The sequence below is a fragment of the Allorhizobium sp. NPDC080224 genome, from assembly GCF_050281005.1.
Lineage (GTDB): Bacteria > Pseudomonadota > Alphaproteobacteria > Rhizobiales > Rhizobiaceae > Allorhizobium.
In genome coordinates, this window is sequence record NZ_JBNNWJ010000010.1 from 16,649 (window position 1) to 40,134 (window position 23,486).

Sequence of the window (23,486 nt, forward strand, 5' to 3'; positions counted from 1 at the left end):
CTCGGATGATGAGCTCCGGCCGCCACTACACGTTTCCTTGATGCAATAGCTGGCGCCCAAGTTTACGCTTGAAGCTCTAGTTCCTGGAGGTCGTATGGCAAGAACCCTGTGAGCATGAAATCTCGCTCGCGGCCAATCTTGCAAATCTTCGCGCATGTCAGAGCGTGCTCAGCCTGGAACTGAAAATGTTATTCTCGAATAAAGGCCTGTTCAGGCTTACCCTTATCGTCCTCGGGGTTGTCGTAATCTGCGGTATCGATCTGTCCGTCAAATCCGTCATGGCCGAGCTTCTGGAAGCCCCAACGGGGGCCATTGAGTTGACCCCCTTTTTCAACCTGACGCTCACCTACAACACGGGTGTCAGCTTCGGACTATTTTCCGACACCATCGTGTCAGCACCCCGGATGTTCGCCACAGTTCAAGGGGGCATCGTTGTCGGACTAGTGATCTGGGCAGTATTCGCCAACAGTGTGCTGGAAGGAATGGCCATCACGGCAATGGCTGGGGGTGCGAGCGGAAATGTCGTCGATCGTTTGATGAACTTGAGAGTTACCGACTATCTAGATTTTCACGCGTTCGGGTGGTCATGGCCTGCCTTCAATATTGCGGATGTGTTCATCGTCTGCGGTGCCATTGTCCTTGTGGCGGCCTCGGTAGTTCAGACCAAAGACGAACATTCGTCGACGAATTCCTGACGACGTGCGGCGCGAGGACAAAGCAAAGCACCAACTTCCAGTTTTTGGTGGCTTTCATTCGCGATTTGGTTCTCCATGGTGATGATTGGTTTCCGCAGAATCTGGAGCAATAATCTCAAGCGGGACAGCACGCGAGGTTCCGTCATCAAATTTCAGCGTCATTGTTGCTGCTTTGGGAGGACCCGAGTTACGCACCAGTGAAATGAAAACCGAGTCCGGTCCCATGTCCAGTTCCGCCTTTCGGGGTATCACGACATAGGTGTCCGACAGCGGCACTTGTTCGAAGCCCTTGGATTTCGCCATTGGGCTCACGAGTGTGGCAGTCGTGTACCCTGCGACCTTGACAGAGACAATCGCCATGTCATCGGGCGTACCATTGTAGACGGTGACATATGCTTTATCCGTTGCCCCGTCCGGCGTCAGAGCCAATTCGGCGTGTTCGATGGTCAAGGCATCGTAGCTGATTTGATGAAGACCATTTGTCACTTCAGCCAATACGCCACTTTGACCGGCGATAAAAAATGCGCCGGCTGCCACACGCCAACGTTTCGCTTGATTTGCCATATGTAAATCCTCACATGTGCCGAACCATTGCTTACATACCTCTCGGTTGCCCGAGGGTTCAGGTTCGCGTGATGGGCTAATTTGTCGCGGCCTGCACCTGCCGCGTCTGGAGAGGGAGGAAGCATGCTCACGATCGGAGATCTGTCCAGGACCACCGGCGTCAAGGTACCAACAATTAGATATTACGAACAGATGGGACTGCTCTCACCGCCGGAACGTTCTGAGGGCAATCAGCGACGATACTCGAAGAGCGAGCAGGAACGCCTCTCATTCATTCGGCACGCCCGCGATCTTGGACTGACGATCGAAGCTATTCGCGAGCTTATAGAGCTCAGCCAGCATCCCGAAAAGCCGTGTGCGGAGGCCGACAAGATAGCTGCCGAACAGCTCGTCACAATCCGACAGAAGATCGAGAGGTTGAAGAAGCTGGAAGCCGAACTCGAACGGATCTCAACACACTGCCATTCGAATCAAGTACGCGATTGCTATGTGATCAGGGCTTTGGCGAACCACGATATGTGCGCCACCGAGCACGACTGACGCTCACGTTCGAACGCCTAACGCTGAGTACGCGGTCATTCCAGTTGATGCCGATCTGTTTTGTCGGTGCGATGCGTGGCGCGCACAAAGTCACACACATCGTTTAGGCTTATAGAATGCATCAGTGGCACAGGCACTAAATCTCGTAAGGGTTACATCAAGGTGCCCGCTACCTCTCGGAGTGGTTCGAAGTACTCCGGAAAAGATGGGTCTATCGTGGCTACTGCATCACGAAACGAAGTCGACCAACAGCTTCAGGTTCAGCAAAGCGATCACGATGGCGATGATCCAGGCGAAAGCTGAGAGCCATAGGGGTGCTTTCATCTCTCCCATTTTAGCAGCGTCGGCGGTAAACATGACCAGTGGGAAAACCGCAAAGGAAAGTTGGAGACTAAGCACAACCTGGGTCAATATCAGAAGTTGGGCAGTGCCGCTGTCCCCGAAGGCTATCGTGACACCTGCGGCGGGTATTATGGCGATCCCCCGGGTGATCAGACGGCGAAGCCAAGGTGCAAGCTGGATCTGCAGGAATCCCTCCATCACGATCTGACCCGCAAGCGTCGCCGTCACCGTTGAATTGATGCCGCAGCACAACAGGGCGATTCCGAACAATGTCGGTGCAACGGCCAAACCTAGCAACGGGGCCAGCAGACCATGAGCCTCACCCAGCTCTGCGACCGAAGTCAGCCCCTTTTCGTGGAACGTAGCGGCAGCTAGGATGAGGATAGAGGCGTTGACAAGCAAAGCGAACATCAAGGCGACCGTAGAGTCGATCGTCGCAAATTTAAGAGCCTCGCGCTTTTCAGGCAGCGTATCACCAAAGTCCCGCGTCTGCACGATGCCAGAGTGGAGGTAGAGATTGTGCGGCATGACGGTCGCACCCAGTATGCCGAGCGCCAAATAGAGCATGTCTGGATTGGTGACGATCTCTGTCGTTGGAGCGAAGCCGAGGATCACTTGACCCCAGTCCGGATCAGCAAGAGCGATCTGAACCGCAAAGCAGACGGCGATAACGCCGAGCAAAGTTATGACAAGCGCTTCGACCCAACGGAAGCCAAGCTTTTGCAGGTAGAGGATCAAGAATACGTCCAGAGCAGTGATGACCACTCCCAGCTCGAGCGGAATTCCGAAAATGAGGTTTAGGCCGATTGCAGTGCCGATCACCTCGGCGATGTCAGTCGCAATAATCGCAATTTCGGCGAGCAGCCACAGCACCATGGCGACCGGTTTGGGGTAGGCATCACGACAGGCCTGCGCAAGATCGCGCCCCGAAGCGATGGCAAGGCGCGCGCATAGCGACTGAAGGACGATCGCCATGATGTTTGAAACCAGGGCCACCGTGAGCAGCGCATAGCCGAAGCGCGATCCCCCGGCCAGAGATGTCGCCCAATTGCCTGGATCCATGTACCCGACTGCGACAAGATAGCCGGGGCCGAAGAACGCCATCGCCCTTCGGAAGGTGCCAGCTCCTGACGCGACCTTTATCGACCGGTGCACATCCGAAAGGGATGCCTCGCCAACCGTTCGCTGCCATCCCCTCACCGGTCTGTCCATCGTCTCACCGTGCTTTCAAAGCCCGCCCTTATTTGCAATTGCAAATCATTCTCATAAAGGGGCTGTTCATGCAAGCGGGACCGTTCAGATCCTGACCAATTGGGATCTATTAGGGCTTTGTTGACCATAATCGGATTTACTGATGGCGATCCGTGGGTGGCAGCAATGTTCGCCAGACCCGTACTCAGAGAGCCGTCAAGTGTGGAGTAACCAGTGAGCGAGTTCCCAGCTTGCGTCAGACCCTGTCCAGCCGCATCCGTCCTATCCGGGTTCATGCGGTGCGTGGGGACGGCTACAATCGCAGTGATGCTCGCAGTGGTAGTGCTGGTGGGTTCGTCGTCACTTGCGACAGCCGCGACCGACAGATCGCTGAAGCTGTTTTTCACGCACACTGGGGAACGTGCGACAATCACATTCAAGCGGGGCGGGAAGTTCGATGCCCGTGGCCTTGGTCAGATCAACCGTTTCCTGCGTGACTGGCGCAAGAACGAGCCAGCGAATATCGATCCCCGTCTACTCGATCTTGTGTGGGAAGTTTACCAGCGCAGCGGATCAAACAATTATATCCATATAGTCTCTGCCTATCGCTCCCCGGGGACAAACAAGATGCTCCGAGGACGATCGAGGGATAGTGGGGTCGCAAAAAACAGCCAACACACCCTCGGCAAGGCGATGGATTTTTATATTCCGGGCGTCAAACTGGCCAAGCTGCGATCACTTGCAATGCAGATGCAAGTCGGTGGAGTGGGGTACTATCCCGCATCGGGATCTCCGTTTGTCCATCTTGATGTCGGCAATGTCCGTGCATGGCCCCGCATGACGCGCAAAGAGCTGGCTCGGATCTTTCCCAATGGAAAAACAATGCACCTTCCCTCTGATGGCCGCCCTCTCCCCGGCTACGATTTGGCAGTCGCCGATTATCGTCGGCGCGTCGGCGCAAAATCGATCGAGATCGCTTCCAGTGCTGGAGATGACGACAGTAATTTCACTTCCACTTCGTCAAACAGGAGCAGCTTGGTCACCGCAATGCTACCGACTGGACGGAGCCGAGCGCAGGACGCGCTCGATCTTCAAACAAGCCGGCAGACCATGGTCGGCGAGGCAACGTCCGAGTTCACCGATTTAAGCGCTTTGGCCATTCCTGTACCAGTTGCACGCCCTACTTCCGAAATGGAGATACCTGAGGTCGAGGTTGCCTCACTTGGCCCGATCACTGATCGCACACAGATTGAGAGTTTCCGCCCTTCCGCCATCCTTGATCTGCCGGAGCCGGCAGCTTTGATCGCGCTATTTCCGATCCCTGCAGCAGACAGAGATGCTGACGAGGAGGCTGATGGTCAGGAAACGCTAATGACATGGGCGCTATCGGCTCCAGGCGCCACTACGGGATTGAAAGCGCCCCTCATGTCTGCACGACTGTTTGCAATCAGGACTACCCAGATCGCCCCCTAAATCAAGGGTCGGAGCCGTTGTGCCAGGCTGCAACAAACGTCTCGCACGTCGATGTTCGAATCTGCGGCTGTGCTTCAGCTTTTAGCAGGGGCCGGCGTTTGCACATCGTTGGAACAGCCTGTAGCGTCGGCAAAGCCTGCAGCGATTGCTGCCAGATCTTCAGGTTTGGCGTCGAAGCGTAAACCGTGAAACTCGCCGTCCGAGCCAGCCTCACCTTCAATGGAAAAGCCAGATAATTCGCCTTTCTGCTTTTCTACGTCACTAACTGGACTGGGAATGACGGTCACTTGGGCGCCGATTGCCCGACCCCGCATTCCGGAGACCGTGGTTGGCCCTTTGCTGTCCAGAACGGAAATCTGGATTAGATGACCCGCCTCGACCTTGCGAAGCGATTCGGCAACACGCAGGGCGGTCCGAAGACGGACCTGTTCATCCACGGGCTCTGTGACGATGAACTGCCGGATCCAGATGCCGTCGCGATCCCGCGCCTTGGCTGTGGCGACGGTCTGACACTCGGCACCGCTCTTCTCAGCCGATAAACCCAAAAGCTCTTCTGGACCATAATAGACTGCAGCCGCACCACCGGCACCGCCGACACAAAGTGCTCCGAATAAAACCGCCAAGCTGATCCTTAAGATGCGCCGTCTTCGTTCCTGCATGGAGAAAACCTTCGGTGGGAGCCTATGCCCAGATCTAACCACCGAAGTCTTGAAACCGAATGAAGCAAAAAGGTTAATCGAGGTTCCCCGCAGAGGACCCGCCTGCAGCCTACACGCGTTCACTGAGGATCATGGGGTGTGCCCAGCGTGGTCATCCGAATTTGCTGTTGCACCCTTTTGGACGACAAACTCCACTTCCACGGGCCCTGCCTTCTCGAACTGCAGCGTTGCCTTGAACTTCTCACCCTCCGCAGGACGCTGCATCGGTTTTTCAAACATGATGTGTGCGGCGCCCGGCTCCAGCTTCACAGTGGAGCCGGCGCTTATTGTGATGCCTTCCTTGACGGGTCGCATACGCGCCACTCCGTCGACGACAGATGATACGTGGATTTCAAACCGCTCAGCGACCGGACTGCTTCCTCCAAGAAGGCGATCATCCGTCGTGCCCGTGTTGACGATCGTCAGATAACCGCCAAGAACCGGAGCAACCACAGGAGCCTGTAAGGACCACGGATGCTTTATCTCCAGGCTCCCTACCGTAAAATCATGAGACGATGCAGGACCGAAAGACGCAGTCACGCACGTCAAGGCAACGAGCCCGCAAGCCAGTGTTTTTTGAAATGGCACGTAATTTCTCCGCATAGTTAGTGGGATACATCAGATCCGAAACCGTCATCTCTCGAGAGGTCTGAACAGGTTGGCATGACGACAAGTTGAAAGAGACCTGGAACGCCGGTGGCGCCGCGTTCAGCGAATGGGACGTAACAACCGCAACGCATTCATGGTTACAAGGACTGTCGCACCCGTATCGGCAAGAATTGCAGGCCACAGGCCCGTGATGCCCAGGATAGTCGTCACCAAAAATACCACCTTCAAACTCAAAGCGATGGTAATGTTCTGGAAAATGTTGCGCATAGTACGTTTCGAGAGATCGATCATAAGGGCGACATCAGCCACCCTGCCGTGGAGAACCGCGGCGTCTGCCGTCTCCAGCGCCACGTCCGTTCCACCACCCATAGCAATCCCGACATCAGCTGCCGCTAGCGCTGGCGCGTCATTGATCCCATCGCCGATCTTGCCGACAACATAGCCCTCTTTCTTCAATTCGCCCACGATCCGCTGCTTGTCTTCAGGCATCAGCTCCGCACGGACCTCGATGCCGAGTTGCGCACCGATGGCGGTGGCGGTCCGCTTGTTGTCGCCTGTCAGCATGATCGTCTTTATGCCTGCATCCGTCAGGGCCTTGAGGCCCGCAACAGCATCGGCTCTAGGCTCGTCGCGCATGGCAATGGCACCAGCGAGAACATCGCCAATGACCAGTACAGACACGGTCTTTCCTTCATCGTTGAGAGACGTGATCTTCTCCAAGTGAGCAACTGGAACCGGAACTCGCTCTGCTGCAGCCCTGGGCGAGCCAAAAAAGACCTCGACACCATCTACGATGGCGGAAACACCCTTGCCGCCGAGAGCCTTCGCATCGGTCCCCGTGGGAGGTACGATGCCTTCCTCCTTGGCCTTGCTTAAGATCGCAAGGGCGAGAGGATGGCTGGATCCCACTTCAAGCGCTGCGGCAAACCGAAGGACGTCCTCACTTTCCCGGCCGAACGGGACCACATCAGTCACCTGCGGTTTGCCTTCGGTGAGCGTGCCAGTCTTGTCGAAAGCAATCGCCGTAAGGTTGCCAAGTCCTTCTAGAACGGCGCCGCCTTTGAGGAGCAGGCCGCGGCGTGCGCCCGACGACAGTGATGCAGCGATCGCAGCCGGGGTCGAAATTACGAGCGCGCATGGGCAGCCTATCAGCAGGACAGCAAGTCCCTTGTAAACCCACTCACTCCATATTCCACCTGCGAAAAGCGGAGGGATGACCGCCACCAAAGCGGCAACGACAACTACACCGGGTGTGTAGTATTTTGAAAAACGGTCAATAAAGCGCTCAGTCGGAGCCTTGGATTCCTGCGCTTCCTCGACGAGACGAACGACACGGGCGATCGTATTGTCTGCGGCTGCGGCCGTGACCCTGACACGCAGAACCGCATCACCATTTACGGTGCCTGCAAAAACAGTGTCGTCGACCGCCTTGCGAACAGGCACGCTTTCGCCAGTCACTGGCGCTTCGTCAATCGAGCTTTCACCTGCAATGATGACACCATCGGCGGAGATCCGGTCGCCAGGGCGAACCATAATGATTGAACCGACCGCAAGAGTTTCGGCCGGCACCTCGCGAGTCTCGCTGCCTTCCTCCAATATCGCCGTTTTGGGAACGAGCGCCGTAAGCGACTTGATGCTGTCGCGCGCTTTTCCAGCGGCGACGCCCTCGAGCAGTTCGCCGACAAGGAAGAGGAAAACAACCGCCGCAGCCTCTTCGGTCGCATTGATGACCAGTGCGCCAGCAGCGGCGATCGTCATAAGCATCTCGATGGAGAATGGCGTGCCAGCCAGTGCGGCCATAATAGCCCTTCGGGCTATGGGCACGAGGCCGACAAGCATTGCTATCGTGTAGGCGTAGGTCTCGATCGCCGGGACCAGGTACCCAATGCCGTAAGCGACGGCCAGTGATGCCCCTGCCAAGATCGTCAGGCGCCCCTTCTTGCTCGCCCACCAAGGACCTTCGGAAGAACCATGATCGTGACCGTGGAGTCCCTCAAATTTGCCCTCTGCCGAGCTTTTCGATCCGTGGTCGTGTCCAGCGTGGGCGTTGTGAGAAGCTTCTTGGATAGTAGACGATGAGTGCCGGTCGGTTCCTGGGATGGGCACGATCGTGTAACCGAGACCGGAGACCCGCTTTTCGATGGCTTTCATATCCGCTGATTGCCGATGTTTGACCGTCATGGTTCCGGCCGTCACCGACACGGCGACGTCTTCGACAGCGTCTATCCGTCTGATGGCCGTGTCGATCTTGGCGGCACATGACGCACAATCCATTCCGCCGATACGGAAACGTGCCTGCAGGATAGGGGGTGCCATTCCGGTTACCCGGAAACGAGTTTGTAACGAGTCGCTCACTGGAAATCCTCACATTGTGAAAGATTAATCGTACGACCTCTAGCCACTAGAGGTGCAAGCAAAAACTTTCGCGGTTCGACAGGGGCGCTTGATATCGACTAATTGGTGCGAGGGCCGCGAGCCCTGCAATGCCGCCACAGCGGTGCTTAAAAGCTGATGGGCATGACCAAGTCTCGAAACGCCTTGAGCGGATCCGAATTATCGTCCACCCAAAACTTCATGGCCAACGCGGTTGCTCTGACTGATGGCGGGAACAAGAAAGCCGATTGAAATATCCCCTCCAGGGGGATAGGAATTGCCCATGAGCGAGCATCGACACGAAACGCATCCCGATATCATCAAGCGCCTCAAGCGTGCCGAAGGCCATCTGAGGAGTGTCACCGCCATGATCGAGGCAGGAAAACCTTGTCTCGACATCGCGCAACAACTGGATGCCGTCGAAAAGGCAGTCCGCAACGCCAAGCGCACGCTGATCCAGGACCATCTCGACCATTGCCTGGAGGAAACGGTGGGCGCGCTGGATCTCTCGCAGCGAAAGACGATCGACGACTTTAAGACCATCACGAAGTACCTCTGAAGGACGCGGTCGATGCTGGATGTTCTGCGCAATCGAACCTATCGGCGTCTGTTTCTCGCGCAGGTCATCGCGCTCCTCGGAACGGGGCTTGCCACAGTCGCACTTGGTCTGCTTGCCTTCGATCTCGCGGGTGATCGTGCCGGAGCGGTGCTCGGCACAGCGCTGGCGATCAAGATGATCGCCTATGTGGCTGTCGCCCCGGTTGCCGGAGCCTTCGCAGAGGTGCTACCGCGCCGGGCCATGCTGGTTACGCTCGATGTCATTAGGGCCGCAGTCGCGCTCTGTCTGCCGTTCGTCACGGAGATCTGGCAGGTCTATGTCCTGATCTTCGTCCTCCAGTCTGCGTCCGCCGCCTTTACTCCGGCATTCCAGGCGACGATCCCCGATGTCCTGCCGGCAGAAAAGGATTATACCCGGGCGCTTTCTCTCTCACGTCTCGCCTATGATCTGGAAAGCCTTGTCAGCCCGATCCTGGCGGCGGCCCTGTTGACGGTCATCTCCTTCCATTCGCTCTTTGCCGGAACCGTCTTCGGGTTCCTGGCCTCAGCGGCACTCGTCGTTTCCGTGACGCTGCCAAATCATCCCGCGAAAGAGCGCCGGAGCATCTACGAGCGGACGACACGCGGCTTGAAGATCTATCTCGCGACGCCGCGGCTGAGGGGATTGCTCGCGCTCTGCCTCACGGTGTCTGCCGCAGGCGCCATAGTGATCGTCAATACCGTCGTCTTCGTGCAGGCAAAGTTCGAACTGACAGCCTCCGACACGGCGATTGCGCTCGCGGCATTCGGGTCGGGCTCGATGCTCGCGGCGCTCTTGCTGCCCAGGCTTCTCGACCGAGTTTCAGACAGGTTCGTCATGCTCTACGGCGCTGCACTTCTCAGTGCAGGCCTGATCGCGACTGCATTCATCGAGACCTACAGTCTGCTGCTGGCGCTTTGGTTTCTGCTCGGCATTGGCTACTCCGTCGTTCAGACACCATCCGGCCGTCTGCTGCGGCGGTCAGCTCATCCGGAGGATCGGCCGGCGCTCTTCGCCGCCCATTTCGCGCTGTCTCACGCCTGCTGGCTGATAACCTACCCACTCGCGGGGTGGCTCGGCGTCGCAATCGGTCTTCCTGGGACCGCCTTGGTTATGGCGGCAATGGGCGCGGCGGGTCTGGTTGCCGCATTGTCACTGTGGGAGATGGCAGATGAAGCCGAGGTGGAACACAGTCACGATGACCTTGCAGATGACGACCCGCATCTGCGCGAGGGACACCATCGCCACGGTCACCGGCACAGTCACGCCTTCATGATCGATCGGCTACATCCGGACTGGCCACGTGAGCATTAATCCATCCTGATGCAGGGGTCACTTACCGCTGTACGCCCGTAGTAGCTATAAGTCCGGTCATCCGAATGTCTTCTTTTGGAGCAATAGCTCTCACAGCCTCGCCTTGATGATATTCGAACCTAAGACCAGCTATATAAGTTGACGTTAAGGCACTGAATGCTTGAGATAATGCCCTTTGCATTTGTCTGAAAGCAGCGAGAATCTAGATATGGATCAACTCGATAATCTCGCCCGACGTTTCCGCGACGCGATTGAGGCGACGCCTCGCAGCCAGTTGCCGATCACTATGCAATCGTTCCCACATGGTGCCTGCGGAGACGCGACACTACTGTTAGGGCATTTTCTCAAATTGCAGGGTCTAGGCACCTTCGATTATGTGCTTGGCGAGAAAGGCGACCATACCCATGCGTGGATCCAGCATGGCGATATCATCATCGACATCACAGCCGACCAGTTTACAGAGATCGACCAAGCGGTAATTGTCGCCGCGAATTCGGTCTGGCATGAGCAGTTTACATCCAGTGTCCTCCATGAGGCGGACTTCATGATTTACGATAATTACACTCAGGCTACTTTAGGAGCGGCTTACCATTCGGTCATACGGCAATTGGAGGATATTCTCCCGCCTGTTCTGGAGGACTAGCATGGATCTGCTAATCTTGCTTTCCCAACGCACACTGCTGCCGGGCTTTGTCGGTCATATTCCGACAAAGCCCGGACAGGCATCACGGAATTCTCTATTACCCAAGTCCGCAAATCTAACACGCTCTGGTTCTGCTGAGATAGGAGCAAGCTTTTGAGCTGGGCGAGGGGTTGTTGCGTCCGATCTCTGGAAACAACCACGCCAAACCATATCGCCGGCGTGCTTGACAAGATGACAGGCACGAATCCGGCGCCTACTGCTGAGCAACACTCGGCGGCAATCCACCATTCGCTCTATGGTCCATTCAGGTGCTGCTGTGGCTCTTGATCACTATGTCTCCCAAGTCCATCTGAAGAATTTCTACGCTCCAGCGCTCGGGGAGCGCATGTATGCGATGAAGAAAACGGACTTGAAGCGCTATACCTGTGACGCCTATAGCCAATGTCGCATCGAGGACGGCAGCACCAACCCCTATCTGCAGGAACCCCGCGTCATTGAGGAATTCTTGCACGGCGTGGAGCCAAGGTACAACTCTGCTTTGGTCAAGCTGCGAGAAGGTCGACTCGATCCCGAATCCGTATTCGCGATTGCCGGCTTCGCTGCCTATGTCCAGGGATGCGCGCCTGGCGGTATGCGCATCCATTCGCGACCGCTTCAGGAAACCGTCGCCGTGACAACCGCCATGCTTGAAGAATCGGGTATGCTTCCGCCGCCACCCTCCGTGTTCAGAGGCAAGACGTTGGCCCAGCTGTTGGACAGCGAGGAAGTCTTGGTGACGGTCGATCCCAAGTATCCGCAATCCATGGGGATCACCAATATCCTTCGTAGTACGTCGATCTGGGGAAATTCATGCTGGGACATTCTTATTAATGAGAATCCATCAACACCGTTTTTCACAAGCGACTATCCGCTTGCAATCGAGCCTTCGGGGCGAGCTGGTATAGTCAACCGGATCCTGCCTCTTGCACCCAGTCTCGCCATCCGCATCCTGCCGGACCTCGAACAACGAGGCCGGCTGGATTTAAGGTTTGCGAACCTGAGAACCCGTAGGATCAACATTCGGCGCCAAGATGCAGCGGAGATCAATCGCCGGATTGTACAATGCGCGGAGAGCGTGGTCTACTTCTCGGAGGATCTGCCTTGGATCCCGGCGTTCGTCGAAAAACACCGGTGGTTCAAGATTGAGCCAGAAATCTCGCGGATACCACAGGGTGGCGGCCAGATGATCGTCTCTACACTGCGGATTTCGAAAGCCGCCCCGGCAAAGATTGATCAAGTTAAAAACTAAAAACCCGACACAAATTTATAATCGCGACCAAATTGCGAATGCGGGCAACGCTAGGGCGTGGGATCGAAAGTTCATCACAGCGCCTTCGACCGTTACGACATGCAACGGCGATTCGTGGTGTCAATAGTTCGATTTCTGGAATAAACAGAATGAAGGTGGAAAGAGGCGGTCACCAGCACTAAGCGACGTACTTGAGGTTGCATGTATCATTGCCCCTGCTATGACTAAAACCTTAAAACACATAAGATTTGGCTCGAGCGCAGGGCTGCAATGCAGGCGACATTGATTTCTTTACAAGACGCGGTGAAAGACCTACCGTCCGCTAGGATCCTGCTAGCGCACGAATTCGAGAACGGACCACGGATTGATCCCCTCAAGATCATTCAGACCTATGAGGCCAGCGAGTGGGAAACGTTCATCGACGAATGGGTGCATTCTCTCAAATCTACTTATGTCGGCGTCATGCGTCCGACCGGCGCTGGTGACAAGGGAATAGACATTGCCGGCTTCTGCGACGCAGACAAGCTGCTCGGCACTTGGGATAATCATCAGTGCAAGCATTATAGTGCCCCCTTGGGTTTCAGCGTAGCCGCTCCAGAAATCGGAAAGATCCTTTGGTATTCGTTCTCGGGCGTATACAAAGCGCCGAGAGCATGCCGCTTTATCGCGCCGAAAGGGGCCTCTACGTCGCTATCCCTTTTGCTGACCAACGCGGATAAGCTGAAAACGAAGGTAATCGCGGAATGGGACAAATCCATCGCCGGAAAAATCACCTCACCCGGTCCGGTCAAACTGGAAGGCAAATTTCTCGACTACGTCAGTAGTTTCGACTTCAGGATCTTTTCTGCTGAACAGCCGCGGACAATCATCGAGGCTCATGCCAAAACGCCCTACCATCTTAGTCGATTCGGTGGTGGCCTGCCGTCGCGTCCGCAACCCGACGCTGTCCCAGCCGAGGTCGAGGAAGCGGAGACGACCTATACAAGCAAGCTCCTCGACGCCTACTCAGAGCATAAAGGAGAGGCGGTCGCAACCGCCTCGCAGCTAGACAAGTTTTCCACGTTGAAAACCCACTTCCAGCGATCCCGTGAGGCATTTTATCATGCCGAGTCACTGCGGGTGTTCGTGCGCGAAAAGGTGGAGCCCGGAACCTTCGAAGGATTACAAGCCGAGATACTGGATGGTATCCAGGACACCTATGATGGGGATCATCCTGACGGTTTCGCGAGAGTGGTGGCCGTGACCGAAAAGGCGCAATCCATCGCTCTCGATGCGCACCCGCTTAACAAAAGCGCCCTGCCCAAGGATCGCCGGGGAATTTGTCACCAGCTCGCGAACGATGGGAAGCTGACATGGCGACGCTAGTGTCCTCAGCCTCCGCTTTCAATGGTCCGCTCGAAACCGGTGTGAGGGCGGTCTTTGTGCTGCACGCGCATTTTCCGCGAGCAGTAGATCTGAACCGGCTGACCGCCATGGACTACCTTGTCGTGAGAACCAGCTTAGTCGACGGTCCAGCGGACTTGCATCCGCCGACCCCGATCATGTCGCCTGTCACTCAGGTTCGAAGGAAGTCCGTGCAATCAGCTGTTGCCTTGATGATGTCACGAGGGCTCATCGAGCAGCTTGCTGACGAAAGCGGGATACTGTTTCAGGCGGGCGATAATGCTGAATTCTTTGTCTCCGCGCTGCAGACGCCATACCTGCAGCAATTGTATGAGCGCGCCCAATGGCTCGCAGGCCATTTCGAGAATTACAGCGATGAGGGTTTTGACGATCTGATGCGAAATCTCCTCTCGAACTGGGTATCTGAGTTCCAAGACGAAGCGTCCGGGCCGGCATCATGACATATTCAGGCTTCCAGATCCGTCATCTCTCCTTTCACGGCAAGGACAGAAAGCCGGCGATCGTCTCGTTCCAGTCCGGCCTGAACGTCGTCTATGGGGCCTCCGATACCGGAAAGTCGTATATCGTCGAAGCAATCGATTTCATGCTTGGCGGCAAAGGTCCCCTCCCCGATATTCCGGAAGCAAAGGGCTATGAGCGCGTGTTGCTCGCGATCGCCTTCGACGACGGATCGGAAACGACGCTGCTCAGAGGCATGACTGGCGGACAGTTCCAGGCGTTCGAAGGTTTGCACACGTCGATTCCGGATACAGGCGGTAGTACCCTTGGAGAGATCCACAACGAACGCGATGAATCAAACCTCTCTTCTTTCCTCCTGTCAAAAATCGGCCTAGCAGGTAAAAGAATCAAAAAGAATGCGAAAGATGACACCCAAGCCCTGAGCTTCCGCAACCTCGCGAGACTGGCGATCGTCAACGAAGAGGAAATAATCCAGAAGCGTTCTCCGTTGTCGGACGGAAATTACACTGCGAATACTGCGAACACCTCCGTATTCACAATGCTTCTGACCGGTGTCGATGACACCGCCCTTCTATCGCGCCAAGGCACCTCTTCCGAGGAGCAGAAACGTTTGGCGCAGATCGATCTTCTCGATCAACTGATCGCGGAAGCTCAAAAGCGCATCACGTCGATATCCGGCTCCCGAGATGAATTGGCCGATCAAGAGGACCGGCTCACGAAGGCGATGGACAATCGCGTCGAGCAACTCGCGTTCACCGAGGAAAAGTTCAAAACGATCTCGACCAAGAGGCGGACGATTATTCAAAAGCTCGAAGCGACCAACGAGCGTTACACAGAGATCGCCACCCTCCTCGAGCGTTTCAATCTTCTGCAACAGCACTACGGCTCGGATTATGAGCGTCTGGTGGGCATCCGGGAGGCGGGAAGCTTTTTCTCGGTACTCGAACAAGAGATTTGCCCGACCTGTGGCGCCTTGCCCGAGCATCATGATTCCAGCGCCGTCTGCCACGGCGATATTGGGGTGACCGTCCTGGCTGCCGAAGCAGAGATGCAGAAGATTGAAGCTCGGCAATCGGAGCTGGCAACAACGATGACCGCTCTGAAGACGGAGGCGCAGTCGATCGAGAAGTCGCTTCCCAATATGAAAAGCTCCCTGAGAGCATTGTCGATTGAAATCGAGACAGTGGTCTCACCCGACCTGCGAAAACAACGTTCAACTTACAAGGAACTGGCTGACAAAGGCGCGAACGTTCGCCAGGCACTCGGGCTCTTCAGCAATCTGAGTGATCTGACCAGTCGTAAAGCCGCCCTGGAACGGCAGAACGACGGGGGCTCAAACGATGCCGCATCGAGCACCCGTCTAACCAGCACCGTCGTCGCCCCGTTCACTGAACTGGTTGAGAGTGTCCTCCACCAATGGGGGTTTCCGGGTGTGGATCGCGTCCACTTCGACACGACAATGAAAGACCTGATCGTTTCGGGCAAGCCGCGAACCTCCTATGGAAAGGGGCTGAGGGCGATTACGCAATCGGCGTTTACCATCTCGCTGCTGCAATATTGCGCCGACAACGATCTGGCCCATCCGGGCATCGTCGTGCTCGATTCCCCTCTGCTTTCCTACCGCGAGCCGGAGGGAGCCGACGACGATCTGAGCGATACGAACCTGAACGGAAACTTCTATAGATATCTTCTTGGCCTCGAAAGCGATCGACAGGCGATTATCGTTGAGAACATGGATCCACCGTCAGACGTCGAACTCGGTGATCGAGTGATTCATTTTTCCGGGATGGTTGATGAAGGTCGCTTCGGGCTGTTTCCTCGGTGACCGATCGAGAACAATGACGCCAATCAGCAATTCTCGTCGTGGCTGAAGGAGCGGACCCTGATTTCGTCGTTCGCGCCCACCTTCCTCGGAGAGGAAATCCGGATCAACACCTTCAGAAAGGCATCGTAGGCGCACAGCCTGGCCGCCCCCTGGATCGCGTGCTACGGCACGTCAGTCGCGTCACGTTGGACATCGTACCTGCGGCCTTAACTTCCGCTCGTCTCGGTTTCTTGTTATCGATTTGCGAGGAGATTCGTCATGAAATTGGTCCGCTTACGGCTTAAAAACTTTCGATCTTTTGGTCAAACGGCAACCGTTATTGACCTCTCCGACATGACTTTCTTTCTTGGTCCGAATGGCTCCGGCAAAACGGCTGTTCTGCAGGCTTTGGCGAGGATGTTCAGCCTCGACCCGGCTCAGCGAAAAGTCCGCAAGTTGGATTTTCACGTTCCCAACGACGAGAAGGAGGCGCCACTGGATCGGCGCCTGTGGATCGAGGCCGATTTCCAGTTTCCTGAACTGCTGAACGACGACGGTGTGCCCAAGCCTGCGGTGCCTGGCGCATTTGCGCATATGCAGCTTGAGGCGCCGCAAGGCCCGGCACAGGTTCGCTTTCGCCTGAGCGCGACGCTCGATCAGGATGGCGAAGTCGAAGAGAATTTTACCAACGTCCTGAAGGTCGACGCTAACGGCGAGCCGAAGGCCGAGACACGCGTTTCAAAGCAGGAACGGGGGAGCATCCAGGTCCATTACCTGCCGGCGCGCCGCGATCCCGCCGACCACATTTCCTATTCGGCAAGTGCCTTGCTTGGGCGGGTGCTCAGAGCCGCAAACTGGACTACGGAGAGATCGACCGTCGATGGCCTGACCGAAAAGATCAGCTCAGCGCTCGCCGGCAATGCCGCAATGGTCAGTGTGACGCAGGCACTCGGCAAGTCATGGGAGGTCCTGCACACTGGCCGCCACTTCGCGAGCCCTTCGGTGTTCTTCGGGCGCAACGAGATCGAAGCGCTGCTGCGCCACATGAGCGTCGTCTTCACGCCCGGCCACGACGAACCGAGCGTCGATTTTTCAAGATTGAGCGACGGCCAGCAGTCTGTCCTTTATCTCTCGATCGTGCTCGGCGTCCACGAGCTCAACCAGCGAGTTTTGCGAGGCGAACTCAAGACCGAGTTCGATATCGACAAGCTGCGCCCGGCGGTCTTCACGCTGATCGCTGTCGAGGAACCGGAAAACAGCCTCTCACCGCATTACCTTGGACGTGTGGTCGCCAGTCTGTCCGCATTCTCCAAGGGACAGGATACCCAGGCGGTTCTGGCAACCCACTCGGCATCGATCATGCGCCGCATCGATCCGAAGCTCGTTCGGTATCTTCGGCTTGCCGCCGATCGCACCACACGGGTTAGGACCATCCAGCTCCCCGACAGCGAAAAGGATGCCGATGCGTTCAAGTTCGTGCGCGAAGCCGTACAGGCGTTCCCCGAACTTTATTTTTCCCGCTATGTCGTCCTTGGCGAGGGCGACAGCGAGGAGGTGGTTCTACCGCGCGTGATCAGCGCCATGGGCACCAGGATCGATGATGCCTCCATCTCGGTCGTGCCGCTTGGCGGACGGCATGTCAACCATTTCTGGCGCCTGCTGCACGGGCTCGAAATCCCCTTCGTCACCCTCCTTGATCTGGATCTCGCCCGTCACGACGGCGGCTGGGGTCGGGTTCGATATGCCTGCCAGCAATTGCTTGCTTATGCCGACGTAAAAAAGACTGCGCTGACACCCGACCATATCAAGAACATGACAGCGTGGGACGCTGAACCTCGACTGTTGAAAGATACCGGGAAATGGTTGTCCTTCCTCGAAGGACAGGGCGTCTTTTTCTCCTCTCCCCTCGACCTCGACTTTGCGATGATGACGGCTTTCCCGCAGGCCTATACGGTGGAAGCCGCCGAACTGGTGGCGCCGACAGAGGCCAAAATCAACTCCGTGCTCGGTGAGTCTCATGGCGCGGTCGATCAGTATGAGGCGGCGCAACAGACCTATTTCGGTCCTTACCACAAGCGCTTCAAGGTGGGCAGCAAGCCGGTCTGGCATATCCGCGCAATGGCCGAACTTGATGACGCAGCGCTTGTTGCGTCGCTCCCCGGGTCGCTGAAACGATTGACGGAATATGCTTTGGCCGCTTTGAAAGCGATACCGGAATGATCCCCGTCGAACGGTGGAAGCCGGCAGACAGCCTCATCCTCGAACCGAACGCCCTTCTGGCGGCCCGAACCACCGCCGGGCATCTGGCCATCACGGCGGGGCCGGGTGCGGGCAAGACCGAGGTTCTGGCGCAACGCGCCGACTTCCTGCTTCGCACCGCGACCTGCCGCTATCCAAGCCGGATACTCGCAATCTCGTTCAAGGTCGACGCCAGCCAGAATCTGAAGGATCGGGTTCGTCTGCGATGCGGGAACGATCTGGCAAGCCGGTTTGACAGCTACACGTTTCATGCCTTTGCAAAGCGAATTATCGACCGTTTCCGGACGGCTTTGACCGGCGCTGATCAGCTCGACGACGACTATAGTGTCGGCCCGCGCCGCGTCGAACGGCAGTCGATTACATTCAAGGACATGGTACCGCTTGCCACTACCATCGTTCAGACCAACGCGATCGCTCGCAATGCCATACGCTACACCTATAGCGACGTCTTCCTCGATGAGTTTCAAGATTGCACGAGCGAGCAGTACCAGCTGATATCCGACTGCTTTCTGGCCTCATCGGCAAGACTGACCGCCGTTGGCGACACCCGCCAGAGGATCATGGGATGGGCAGGAGCCCTGGAGGGCATTTTCAAGGTTTTTGCGACGGATTTCGCCGCCGTGCCCCTCAGTCTCTATCAGAACTTTCGAGCCAAACCGCGGTTGCGCAGGATGCAGAATGCAATGGTCCGCACCATGGACCCGGCGGGCGCGGTCGATGATGCCGAGCTTGCGGGCGACGAGGGCGTGATCGAGATCCTTGAAGCGACAGATGCGGTCGACGAGGCGGAACGGCTGGCCGTCGCGATCAGGGACAGGATCGACAATGATGGGGTAGCGCCGTCGCAAATCGCGGTTCTCGTCAGCCGCGACCAGCAGTTCGTCTGCCAGCGGCTGCGTGAAGCATTTCAGGCGCACGGGATCCCGTTCCGGGAGGAAGACAGTACGCAAGATTTTGCCTCCGAGCCTGTCGTCAAACTCATCACCGATCTGCTTCTGGTGGCGGGGACCGTTGCGAATGCCGACGCACATCGCAGACTTCTGAGCGCGATCATCTATACCCATAGCATGGACGAGGAGCAGGAATATCGCGCCAGGCATCGATGGGCGCGGTTTGTCGAAGAGATCCGGTCTGCGATTGCCGCCGGCACGATCGCCAAGGGCGACCGCGCAGGACTTCAAACGATCGTCGATCAGCTCTTTGCACTGGTAGGCCGGGACGCTGTGGTCGCAATGTCGTCGGATTACGGGCAGGCCAACCGTTTGGACGAACTGGTTCAGTCAGCAATTGACCGCCTGCATGTTGTTCTTTCAAACGAGCCGGACATCGGGCTTGCGCTCTCGGCCTTTTCAGCGGACCGGGCGGTCCGCGTCATGTCGATCCACAAAAGCAAGGGACTGGAATTCGACACGGTCATCGTAATGGGTGTCGAGGCACAAACCTTCTGGTCGAACCCTGTGGATGAGCGATCCGCCTATTTCGTTGCGATATCTCGGGCGAAGGAGCGTCTCATCCTCTCTGTGGCGGCCCATCGCGAGCGGCCCGAAGGATGGCCGTCCCACCGTCTCTGGGGTAGTGCCCGACAGCCTCATGCCGAGTTCCTGAAATATGCCGAGACCTATCGTTGAAAATCGATCGGGAAAGAGCACACCCCAATCGGGACACCTAGGCGAGGGAGACCAAGAGTAAGCGCGTGCGAAGAAGATCACAGTGGTCATCATAGCGAGGGCGAGCGTGAACGACAGGGGTTCACCCGCGCCGGAAGCCAGCGACGGACGTTGGCGCCACCATTATACTACGCCCCACGCCCGAAACCTCCCCCTCCCCGTCATCTCCCGCAACCCCAGTTCCAAAACAATCCGCCGCGCCGCCTGCGGCGTGACGTCCAGCGTCTTCGCCACCATCCCGGCCGACAACAGCGGCCTTGCCATCACCAATTCAATCAATTCCGGCAACTTGGAGGAAGCGCGGCGCCCCTCCAGTTTTCGGTCCATCATCGTTTTCGCCAGTATCAAACGGTCATGCTCTTTCATGCCGATCTCGGCGGCCGCCAAAAGACCGTGGACGATGGCGAGCAGCCGGGTTTCCCGGTCGAGACTGCGGCGCCGATCGACCGGGATGGTTTTCAGGCCGACATTGATGGCAGCGAGATGGGCGCCGGTGGTGATGCCGGCCTGCCGCAGGATGGAGGCGGAAAACAGCCGACCCAGCCACGGCGCGTGCTGCAGGACAGAAAGCTCGTTCCAGGTATCGAGGGCAACGATCGCCTGCAGCACCGCCGGCAGTTCTTGGCCTTGACGTAACACGCCGCGCCACTCGTCGAGCCGGGCATCCTCGTCCCAGTCGAGGTCATAAATCATCGGATCTCTTTCCGACGCGCTGCCACGGCCGGGCCTGGTCGCGTTCTCGATCGCCGCGTCCGAACGGGCGAGCACCGCATCAATCGCGGCGTAGTCGACGCCAGGAAGAGTTTCGATGTCGTCGGCGTCTTCCCCCTCCCCTTCCGGATCGTTAGCGACCGCGCGCCGGACGGCGTCGGCGGTCGTCTCCTCGTCTGTGTCGAGCTGGGTGATCTCCGCAGTCTTTCGCAGGGTCCGAATGCCGTCTGCGGACAACGCCCAGCCGGGTACTTGCGCGGTGATCCGCCGGCGGGTGCGCAGGACGTCGCGGGCGATGGTCAGCTCGTGGGTCGGTGTGCGAATATCGCGGGTGGCGTCGTGGAGGACGAGGTCTTCGAGATGGACGAGTTCGCCGTCGATCCACAGCGAGGCGCAGGCGTCGGTAAATTGCGATCGTTCGAGGAAGCCCTGGCCGACTGGCGAACGGGCGATGCGCTCGTCGAGACGCGTGAGCGCGATGCCGGCGTCAAAGGCCGGCCGTATCAGGGCTGTCATGCTGATTTTCGCGACATCGTAAGCCATTGAAATCATGATAAATGATTTCTTATGGGAACTCTATCTCAAAGTTAGCATTCCTCACATGGTATGATTGAGAGTTGAGGCTATAACCACCGATAAGTGACCCTTATCGGAGCTGATTGACTTGACGCGGTTGAAGGCTTAGATTCCCGGCAAATCACGGTGGGAAAGACACTTGGACGCGCGGGCTTGAGGGTGAACGAGAGAGTAAAGAACAGCTCAATCGCTGCGAACGGTCGCCTTGTGACGCTGGCTTCTCGCGAGCTCCACAAAACGACGCTTTACCTCTTCGAACAAGGCCGGTGGCAATGGCCCGTGATATCCGCTCTCGCTGTCAACAGGGCGAACGTCAGGCCCCGGCCAGACGAAGCGATTGCTTTCAGTCAGTACAATCCACGACCGTTCGTCGTCGAGACCAAGGCGGCGCTTGGTAGCCGGCGGGATTTCGATTGCATCGTGGGGATCAGACGGCGGCGAATGCGTTATCGGCAGGACACGTACTGCAGGTGTCCCGTCCTCAAGCATTGCAACAATGGCCAGCACGACAGCGGGGCGGTCCTTGTCACCCTCTTCCCGTCCGTCCAGATGCTGCCAGTGCCAGAGATAGGAATAGCGAAAGACCCAGCCGACCTTGGGTTCAATCGGCAGCATTCTTGTCCATCAGCAGTTCGGTATTGAGATGATCCAAGCCAGGCTCCATCGTCGAAGCCTCGATCGCGTCGAGCTCGTCGTCACTGATCGCAGCTGTCAGATCGACCCGCCGATCGCGCTTGGCCAGGCGGACGTAATCTTCATAGGCCATGAGCACCGTGCGCGGCCGGCCGTTCTTGGTAATGATGACCGGCTCTCGCACGGCCGCATCCTGGTAGGCGCCAAAATTCTTCGAAACGGCAGCTGCCGTCACAATCGACGTCATAGTAGATCTCCTTTGTTCCGGAATATACGGGCTTTCCGGAACTTTTGCAAACCTGCTGATTCCCCGGGGATCAAACCATGATGCGAAAGCCGGCGATATCACTGTCGGCTAACGAGTTGGTGTCGCGGCGTTTGGAAGAACTGGACACTATCGCCGCCGTTCTTCCATTGGAACGCCGCGACGAACTGGCCGAACTTCTTACAGATCAGGATGTCGAGACACTTCGGCATCTGGTCAATGAGGGCATGGGCGCCAACACCTTGCGTGCCCTGACCTCTGATCTCGCATATCTGCAGGCATGGGCGCTGGCGGCCACGGGCCGGTCACTCCCCTGGCCCGCGCCCGAGGCTCTCCTGCTGAAGTTTGTCGCCCATCACCTTTGGGATCCTGAGAAACGCCTGACAGATCCGGGCCACGGTATGCCTACCGACATCGAAGACAAGCTACGGCTCCAGGGTTTTCTGCGGAAGACGGGGCCGCATGCCCCGGATACGGTTCGCCGTCGCCTGGCCACCTGGTCGACGTTGACCAAATGGCGCGGACTGGTTGGCGCCTTCGCCTCCCCTGCTCTCAAGTCGGCGATAAGACTGGCAGTACGAGCAACCCCGCGCCCTAAACGGCGCAAGAGCGCCAAGGCGGTGACAGGCGATGTCCTGTCCAAGTTGATTGGCACATGCCGGTCCAACAGCCTGCGCGATATCCGAGACAAGGCGATCCTGATGGTTGCTTTCGCGTCCGGTGGTCGGCGCCGCAGCGAAGTTGCCGGACTGCGCAAGGAGCAGTTGGTCATGGAAGCACCCATCCCTGTCGAAGGGTCGCCTCCCCTGCCCTCCTTGTCCATCCATCTCGGTCGCACCAAGACCAGCGGCGCTGACAATCAGGAAATCGTCTATCTCACGGGCCGGCCTGTCGAAGCGCTGAATGCCTGGCTCGCGCTTGCCAGGATCGAAAGCGGCAGTGTGTTTCGGGCGATTGATCGCTGGGGCAATGTTTCCAAGCGTTCGCTGGATCCGAAGGCAATCAACGACATCGTCAAGCAGCGTGCAGATATGGCTGGTCTCGATCCTGCGGAGTATTCAGCGCATGGCCTGCGCTCCGGCTACTTAACCGAAGCGGCCAATCGCGGCATCCCCCTACCCGAAGCTATGGAACAATCCCGGCATCGATCCGTCCAACAGGCATCCGAATACTACAACAGCGCAACGAGACGGAGTGGCAGAGCAGCCAGGCTTCTCTAGGTCGGTAATGAGCTCCCTAAGGGACACGCACCGGACATCTCCGTTGGGCATGCGAGGTGAAGCTCGCTGATGGGAAATTTGATGCCAGAAGGAATTGGAATAGCTCTTTCGCGACGGTACTATCAGACAGTGGTCGCTCCGATATTGCGAGACCATTACCCTGCAATGCAGCACGCGGCAT

At 57.3% G+C, this 23,486-nt stretch carries 21 protein-coding genes; 13 read left to right on the forward strand and 8 right to left on the reverse strand.

All coding sequences use genetic code 11. The features are described 5' to 3' along the window. The first annotated feature begins 185 nt into the window (after positions 1–185). Positions 186–695, forward strand: coding sequence for a signal peptidase II (gene lspA / locus ACQKP1_RS25045; protein ID WP_112590902.1), 510 nt, complete (start codon positions 186–188; stop codon positions 693–695). A 54-nt stretch (positions 696–749) separates the two neighbouring features. On the opposite strand, the gene ACQKP1_RS25050 is transcribed toward lspA, so the two are convergent. After that, the gene (locus ACQKP1_RS25050) at positions 750–1,259 is read right to left on the reverse strand and encodes a copper chaperone PCu(A)C (protein ID WP_112590903.1); all 510 of its coding nucleotides are present in this window, start codon (positions 1,257–1,259) and stop codon (positions 750–752) included. A gap of 123 nt (positions 1,260–1,382) precedes the next feature. On the opposite strand from ACQKP1_RS25050, the gene ACQKP1_RS25055 reads away from it, so the two are divergent. After that, positions 1,383–1,799: a MerR family transcriptional regulator gene (locus tag ACQKP1_RS25055; RefSeq protein WP_112590905.1), complete on the forward strand. Its 417-nt coding sequence runs from the start codon at positions 1,383–1,385 to the stop codon at positions 1,797–1,799. Positions 1,800–2,027: 228 nt separating this feature from the next. Here the strand turns inward: ACQKP1_RS25055 and ACQKP1_RS25060 are convergent, their stop codons facing one another. Further along, positions 2,028–3,353, reverse strand: a complete 1,326-nt coding sequence (locus ACQKP1_RS25060) for an Nramp family divalent metal transporter (RefSeq protein WP_112590907.1) — start codon at positions 3,351–3,353, stop codon at positions 2,028–2,030. Positions 3,354–3,659: 306 nt separating this feature from the next. On the opposite strand from ACQKP1_RS25060, the gene ACQKP1_RS25065 reads away from it, so the two are divergent. Next, the gene (locus ACQKP1_RS25065; RefSeq protein WP_427277422.1) at positions 3,660–4,805 is read left to right on the forward strand and encodes a DUF882 domain-containing protein; all 1,146 of its coding nucleotides are present in this window, start codon (positions 3,660–3,662) and stop codon (positions 4,803–4,805) included. A gap of 74 nt (positions 4,806–4,879) precedes the next feature. Here ACQKP1_RS25065 and ACQKP1_RS25070 read toward each other — a convergent pair whose 3' ends face one another. The 3 genes from ACQKP1_RS25070 to ACQKP1_RS25080 form a co-directional block, all read right to left on the reverse strand. Then, positions 4,880–5,464, reverse strand: coding sequence for a hypothetical protein (locus ACQKP1_RS25070; protein ID WP_148169280.1), 585 nt, complete (start codon positions 5,462–5,464; stop codon positions 4,880–4,882). Positions 5,465–5,593: 129 nt separating this feature from the next. Beyond that, complete coding sequence (locus tag ACQKP1_RS25075; RefSeq protein WP_232365670.1) at positions 5,594–6,091, reverse strand: copper chaperone PCu(A)C; 498 nt, start codon at positions 6,089–6,091, stop codon at positions 5,594–5,596. A 120-nt stretch (positions 6,092–6,211) separates the two neighbouring features. Further along, complete coding sequence (locus ACQKP1_RS25080) at positions 6,212–8,428, reverse strand: heavy metal translocating P-type ATPase (protein ID WP_112590912.1); 2,217 nt, start codon at positions 8,426–8,428, stop codon at positions 6,212–6,214. Between the two features lie 340 nt (positions 8,429–8,768). Between ACQKP1_RS25080 and ACQKP1_RS25085 the strand changes: the two genes are divergently transcribed. The 9 genes from ACQKP1_RS25085 to ACQKP1_RS25125 all read left to right on the forward strand — a co-directional run bounded on the left by ACQKP1_RS25085 (position 8,769) and on the right by ACQKP1_RS25125 (position 19,861). Beyond that, on the forward strand, positions 8,769–9,044 hold the full coding sequence (locus ACQKP1_RS25085; RefSeq protein WP_054148722.1) for a metal-sensing transcriptional repressor: 276 nt from the start codon (positions 8,769–8,771) through the stop codon (positions 9,042–9,044). Between the two features lie 12 nt (positions 9,045–9,056). Beyond that, a complete protein-coding gene (locus ACQKP1_RS25090; protein WP_154722881.1) occupies positions 9,057–10,376 on the forward strand; it encodes an MFS transporter in 1,320 nt (439 codons plus the stop codon). 208 nt (positions 10,377–10,584) lie between these two features. After that, positions 10,585–11,019 (forward strand): hypothetical protein, encoded by a 435-nt coding sequence (locus tag ACQKP1_RS25095; RefSeq protein WP_427277423.1) that lies wholly within the window; start codon positions 10,585–10,587, stop codon positions 11,017–11,019. 295 nt (positions 11,020–11,314) lie between these two features. After that, a complete protein-coding gene (locus ACQKP1_RS25100; protein WP_427277424.1) occupies positions 11,315–12,307 on the forward strand; it encodes a DUF4238 domain-containing protein in 993 nt (330 codons plus the stop codon). Between the two features lie 270 nt (positions 12,308–12,577). Next, on the forward strand, positions 12,578–13,672 hold the full coding sequence (locus ACQKP1_RS25105) for an ABC-three component system protein (protein WP_427277425.1): 1,095 nt from the start codon (positions 12,578–12,580) through the stop codon (positions 13,670–13,672). Then, the gene (locus ACQKP1_RS25110; protein ID WP_427142581.1) at positions 13,660–14,151 is read left to right on the forward strand and encodes an ABC-three component system middle component 2; all 492 of its coding nucleotides are present in this window, start codon (positions 13,660–13,662) and stop codon (positions 14,149–14,151) included. The genes ACQKP1_RS25105 and ACQKP1_RS25110 overlap by 13 nt, the downstream gene beginning before the upstream one ends. Further along, entirely contained in the window at positions 14,148–15,995 is a 1,848-nt protein-coding gene (locus tag ACQKP1_RS25115) for an AAA family ATPase (RefSeq protein ID WP_427277426.1), read from the forward strand. Before ACQKP1_RS25110 ends, ACQKP1_RS25115 begins: the two co-directional genes overlap by 4 nt. A gap of 258 nt (positions 15,996–16,253) precedes the next feature. Continuing rightward, positions 16,254–18,194 (forward strand): ATP-dependent nuclease, encoded by a 1,941-nt coding sequence (locus ACQKP1_RS25120; RefSeq protein ID WP_427277427.1) that lies wholly within the window; start codon positions 16,254–16,256, stop codon positions 18,192–18,194. After that, positions 18,191–19,861 carry a UvrD-helicase domain-containing protein gene (locus ACQKP1_RS25125; protein ID WP_427277428.1) on the forward strand — a complete coding sequence of 557 codons (1,671 nt, stop codon included), beginning with the start codon at positions 18,191–18,193 and terminating at the stop codon, positions 19,859–19,861. The genes ACQKP1_RS25120 and ACQKP1_RS25125 overlap by 4 nt, the downstream gene beginning before the upstream one ends. 162 nt (positions 19,862–20,023) lie before the next feature. Here the strand turns inward: ACQKP1_RS25125 and ACQKP1_RS25130 are convergent, their stop codons facing one another. The 3 genes from ACQKP1_RS25130 to ACQKP1_RS25140 all read right to left on the reverse strand — a co-directional run bounded on the left by ACQKP1_RS25130 (position 20,024) and on the right by ACQKP1_RS25140 (position 22,067). Further along, positions 20,024–21,163 carry an RHE_PE00001 family protein gene (locus ACQKP1_RS25130; RefSeq protein WP_427277429.1) on the reverse strand — a complete coding sequence of 380 codons (1,140 nt, stop codon included), beginning with the start codon at positions 21,161–21,163 and terminating at the stop codon, positions 20,024–20,026. Positions 21,164–21,370: 207 nt separating this feature from the next. Continuing rightward, positions 21,371–21,802 (reverse strand): plasmid maintenance toxin (PemK-like), encoded by a 432-nt coding sequence (locus ACQKP1_RS25135; protein WP_313291410.1) that lies wholly within the window; start codon positions 21,800–21,802, stop codon positions 21,371–21,373. Next, complete coding sequence (locus ACQKP1_RS25140; RefSeq protein ID WP_077549226.1) at positions 21,789–22,067, reverse strand: type II toxin-antitoxin system Phd/YefM family antitoxin; 279 nt, start codon at positions 22,065–22,067, stop codon at positions 21,789–21,791. The genes ACQKP1_RS25135 and ACQKP1_RS25140 overlap by 14 nt, the downstream gene beginning before the upstream one ends. A gap of 80 nt (positions 22,068–22,147) precedes the next feature. On the opposite strand from ACQKP1_RS25140, the gene ACQKP1_RS25145 reads away from it, so the two are divergent. Further along, the gene (locus tag ACQKP1_RS25145) at positions 22,148–23,305 is read left to right on the forward strand and encodes a site-specific integrase (protein ID WP_092938916.1); all 1,158 of its coding nucleotides are present in this window, start codon (positions 22,148–22,150) and stop codon (positions 23,303–23,305) included. Positions 23,306–23,486: the final 181 nt, after the last annotated feature.

Coding starts and splice junctions, on each gene's coding strand:
- lspA (WP_112590902.1), top strand. CDS start 186: ATGTTATTCTCGAATAAAGGCCTGTTCAGGCTTACCCTTATCGTCCTC.
- ACQKP1_RS25050 (WP_112590903.1), bottom strand. CDS start 1,259: ATGGCAAATCAAGCGAAACGTTGGCGTGTGGCAGCCGGCGCATTTTTT.
- ACQKP1_RS25055 (WP_112590905.1), top strand. CDS start 1,383: ATGCTCACGATCGGAGATCTGTCCAGGACCACCGGCGTCAAGGTACCA.
- ACQKP1_RS25060 (WP_112590907.1), bottom strand. CDS start 3,353: ATGGACAGACCGGTGAGGGGATGGCAGCGAACGGTTGGCGAGGCATCC.
- ACQKP1_RS25065 (WP_427277422.1), top strand. CDS start 3,660: ATGCTCGCAGTGGTAGTGCTGGTGGGTTCGTCGTCACTTGCGACAGCC.
- ACQKP1_RS25070 (WP_148169280.1), bottom strand. CDS start 5,464: ATGCAGGAACGAAGACGGCGCATCTTAAGGATCAGCTTGGCGGTTTTA.
- ACQKP1_RS25080 (WP_112590912.1), bottom strand. CDS start 8,428: ATGGCACCCCCTATCCTGCAGGCACGTTTCCGTATCGGCGGAATGGAT.
- ACQKP1_RS25085 (WP_054148722.1), top strand. CDS start 8,769: ATGAGCGAGCATCGACACGAAACGCATCCCGATATCATCAAGCGCCTC.
- ACQKP1_RS25090 (WP_154722881.1), top strand. CDS start 9,057: ATGCTGGATGTTCTGCGCAATCGAACCTATCGGCGTCTGTTTCTCGCG.
- ACQKP1_RS25095 (WP_427277423.1), top strand. CDS start 10,585: ATGGATCAACTCGATAATCTCGCCCGACGTTTCCGCGACGCGATTGAG.
- ACQKP1_RS25100 (WP_427277424.1), top strand. CDS start 11,315: ATGGTCCATTCAGGTGCTGCTGTGGCTCTTGATCACTATGTCTCCCAA.
- ACQKP1_RS25105 (WP_427277425.1), top strand. CDS start 12,578: ATGCAGGCGACATTGATTTCTTTACAAGACGCGGTGAAAGACCTACCG.
- ACQKP1_RS25110 (WP_427142581.1), top strand. CDS start 13,660: ATGGCGACGCTAGTGTCCTCAGCCTCCGCTTTCAATGGTCCGCTCGAA.
- ACQKP1_RS25115 (WP_427277426.1), top strand. CDS start 14,148: ATGACATATTCAGGCTTCCAGATCCGTCATCTCTCCTTTCACGGCAAG.
- ACQKP1_RS25120 (WP_427277427.1), top strand. CDS start 16,254: ATGAAATTGGTCCGCTTACGGCTTAAAAACTTTCGATCTTTTGGTCAA.
- ACQKP1_RS25125 (WP_427277428.1), top strand. CDS start 18,191: ATGATCCCCGTCGAACGGTGGAAGCCGGCAGACAGCCTCATCCTCGAA.
- ACQKP1_RS25130 (WP_427277429.1), bottom strand. CDS start 21,163: ATGATTTCAATGGCTTACGATGTCGCGAAAATCAGCATGACAGCCCTG.
- ACQKP1_RS25135 (WP_313291410.1), bottom strand. CDS start 21,802: ATGCTGCCGATTGAACCCAAGGTCGGCTGGGTCTTTCGCTATTCCTAT.
- ACQKP1_RS25140 (WP_077549226.1), bottom strand. CDS start 22,067: ATGACGTCGATTGTGACGGCAGCTGCCGTTTCGAAGAATTTTGGCGCC.
- ACQKP1_RS25145 (WP_092938916.1), top strand. CDS start 22,148: ATGCGAAAGCCGGCGATATCACTGTCGGCTAACGAGTTGGTGTCGCGG.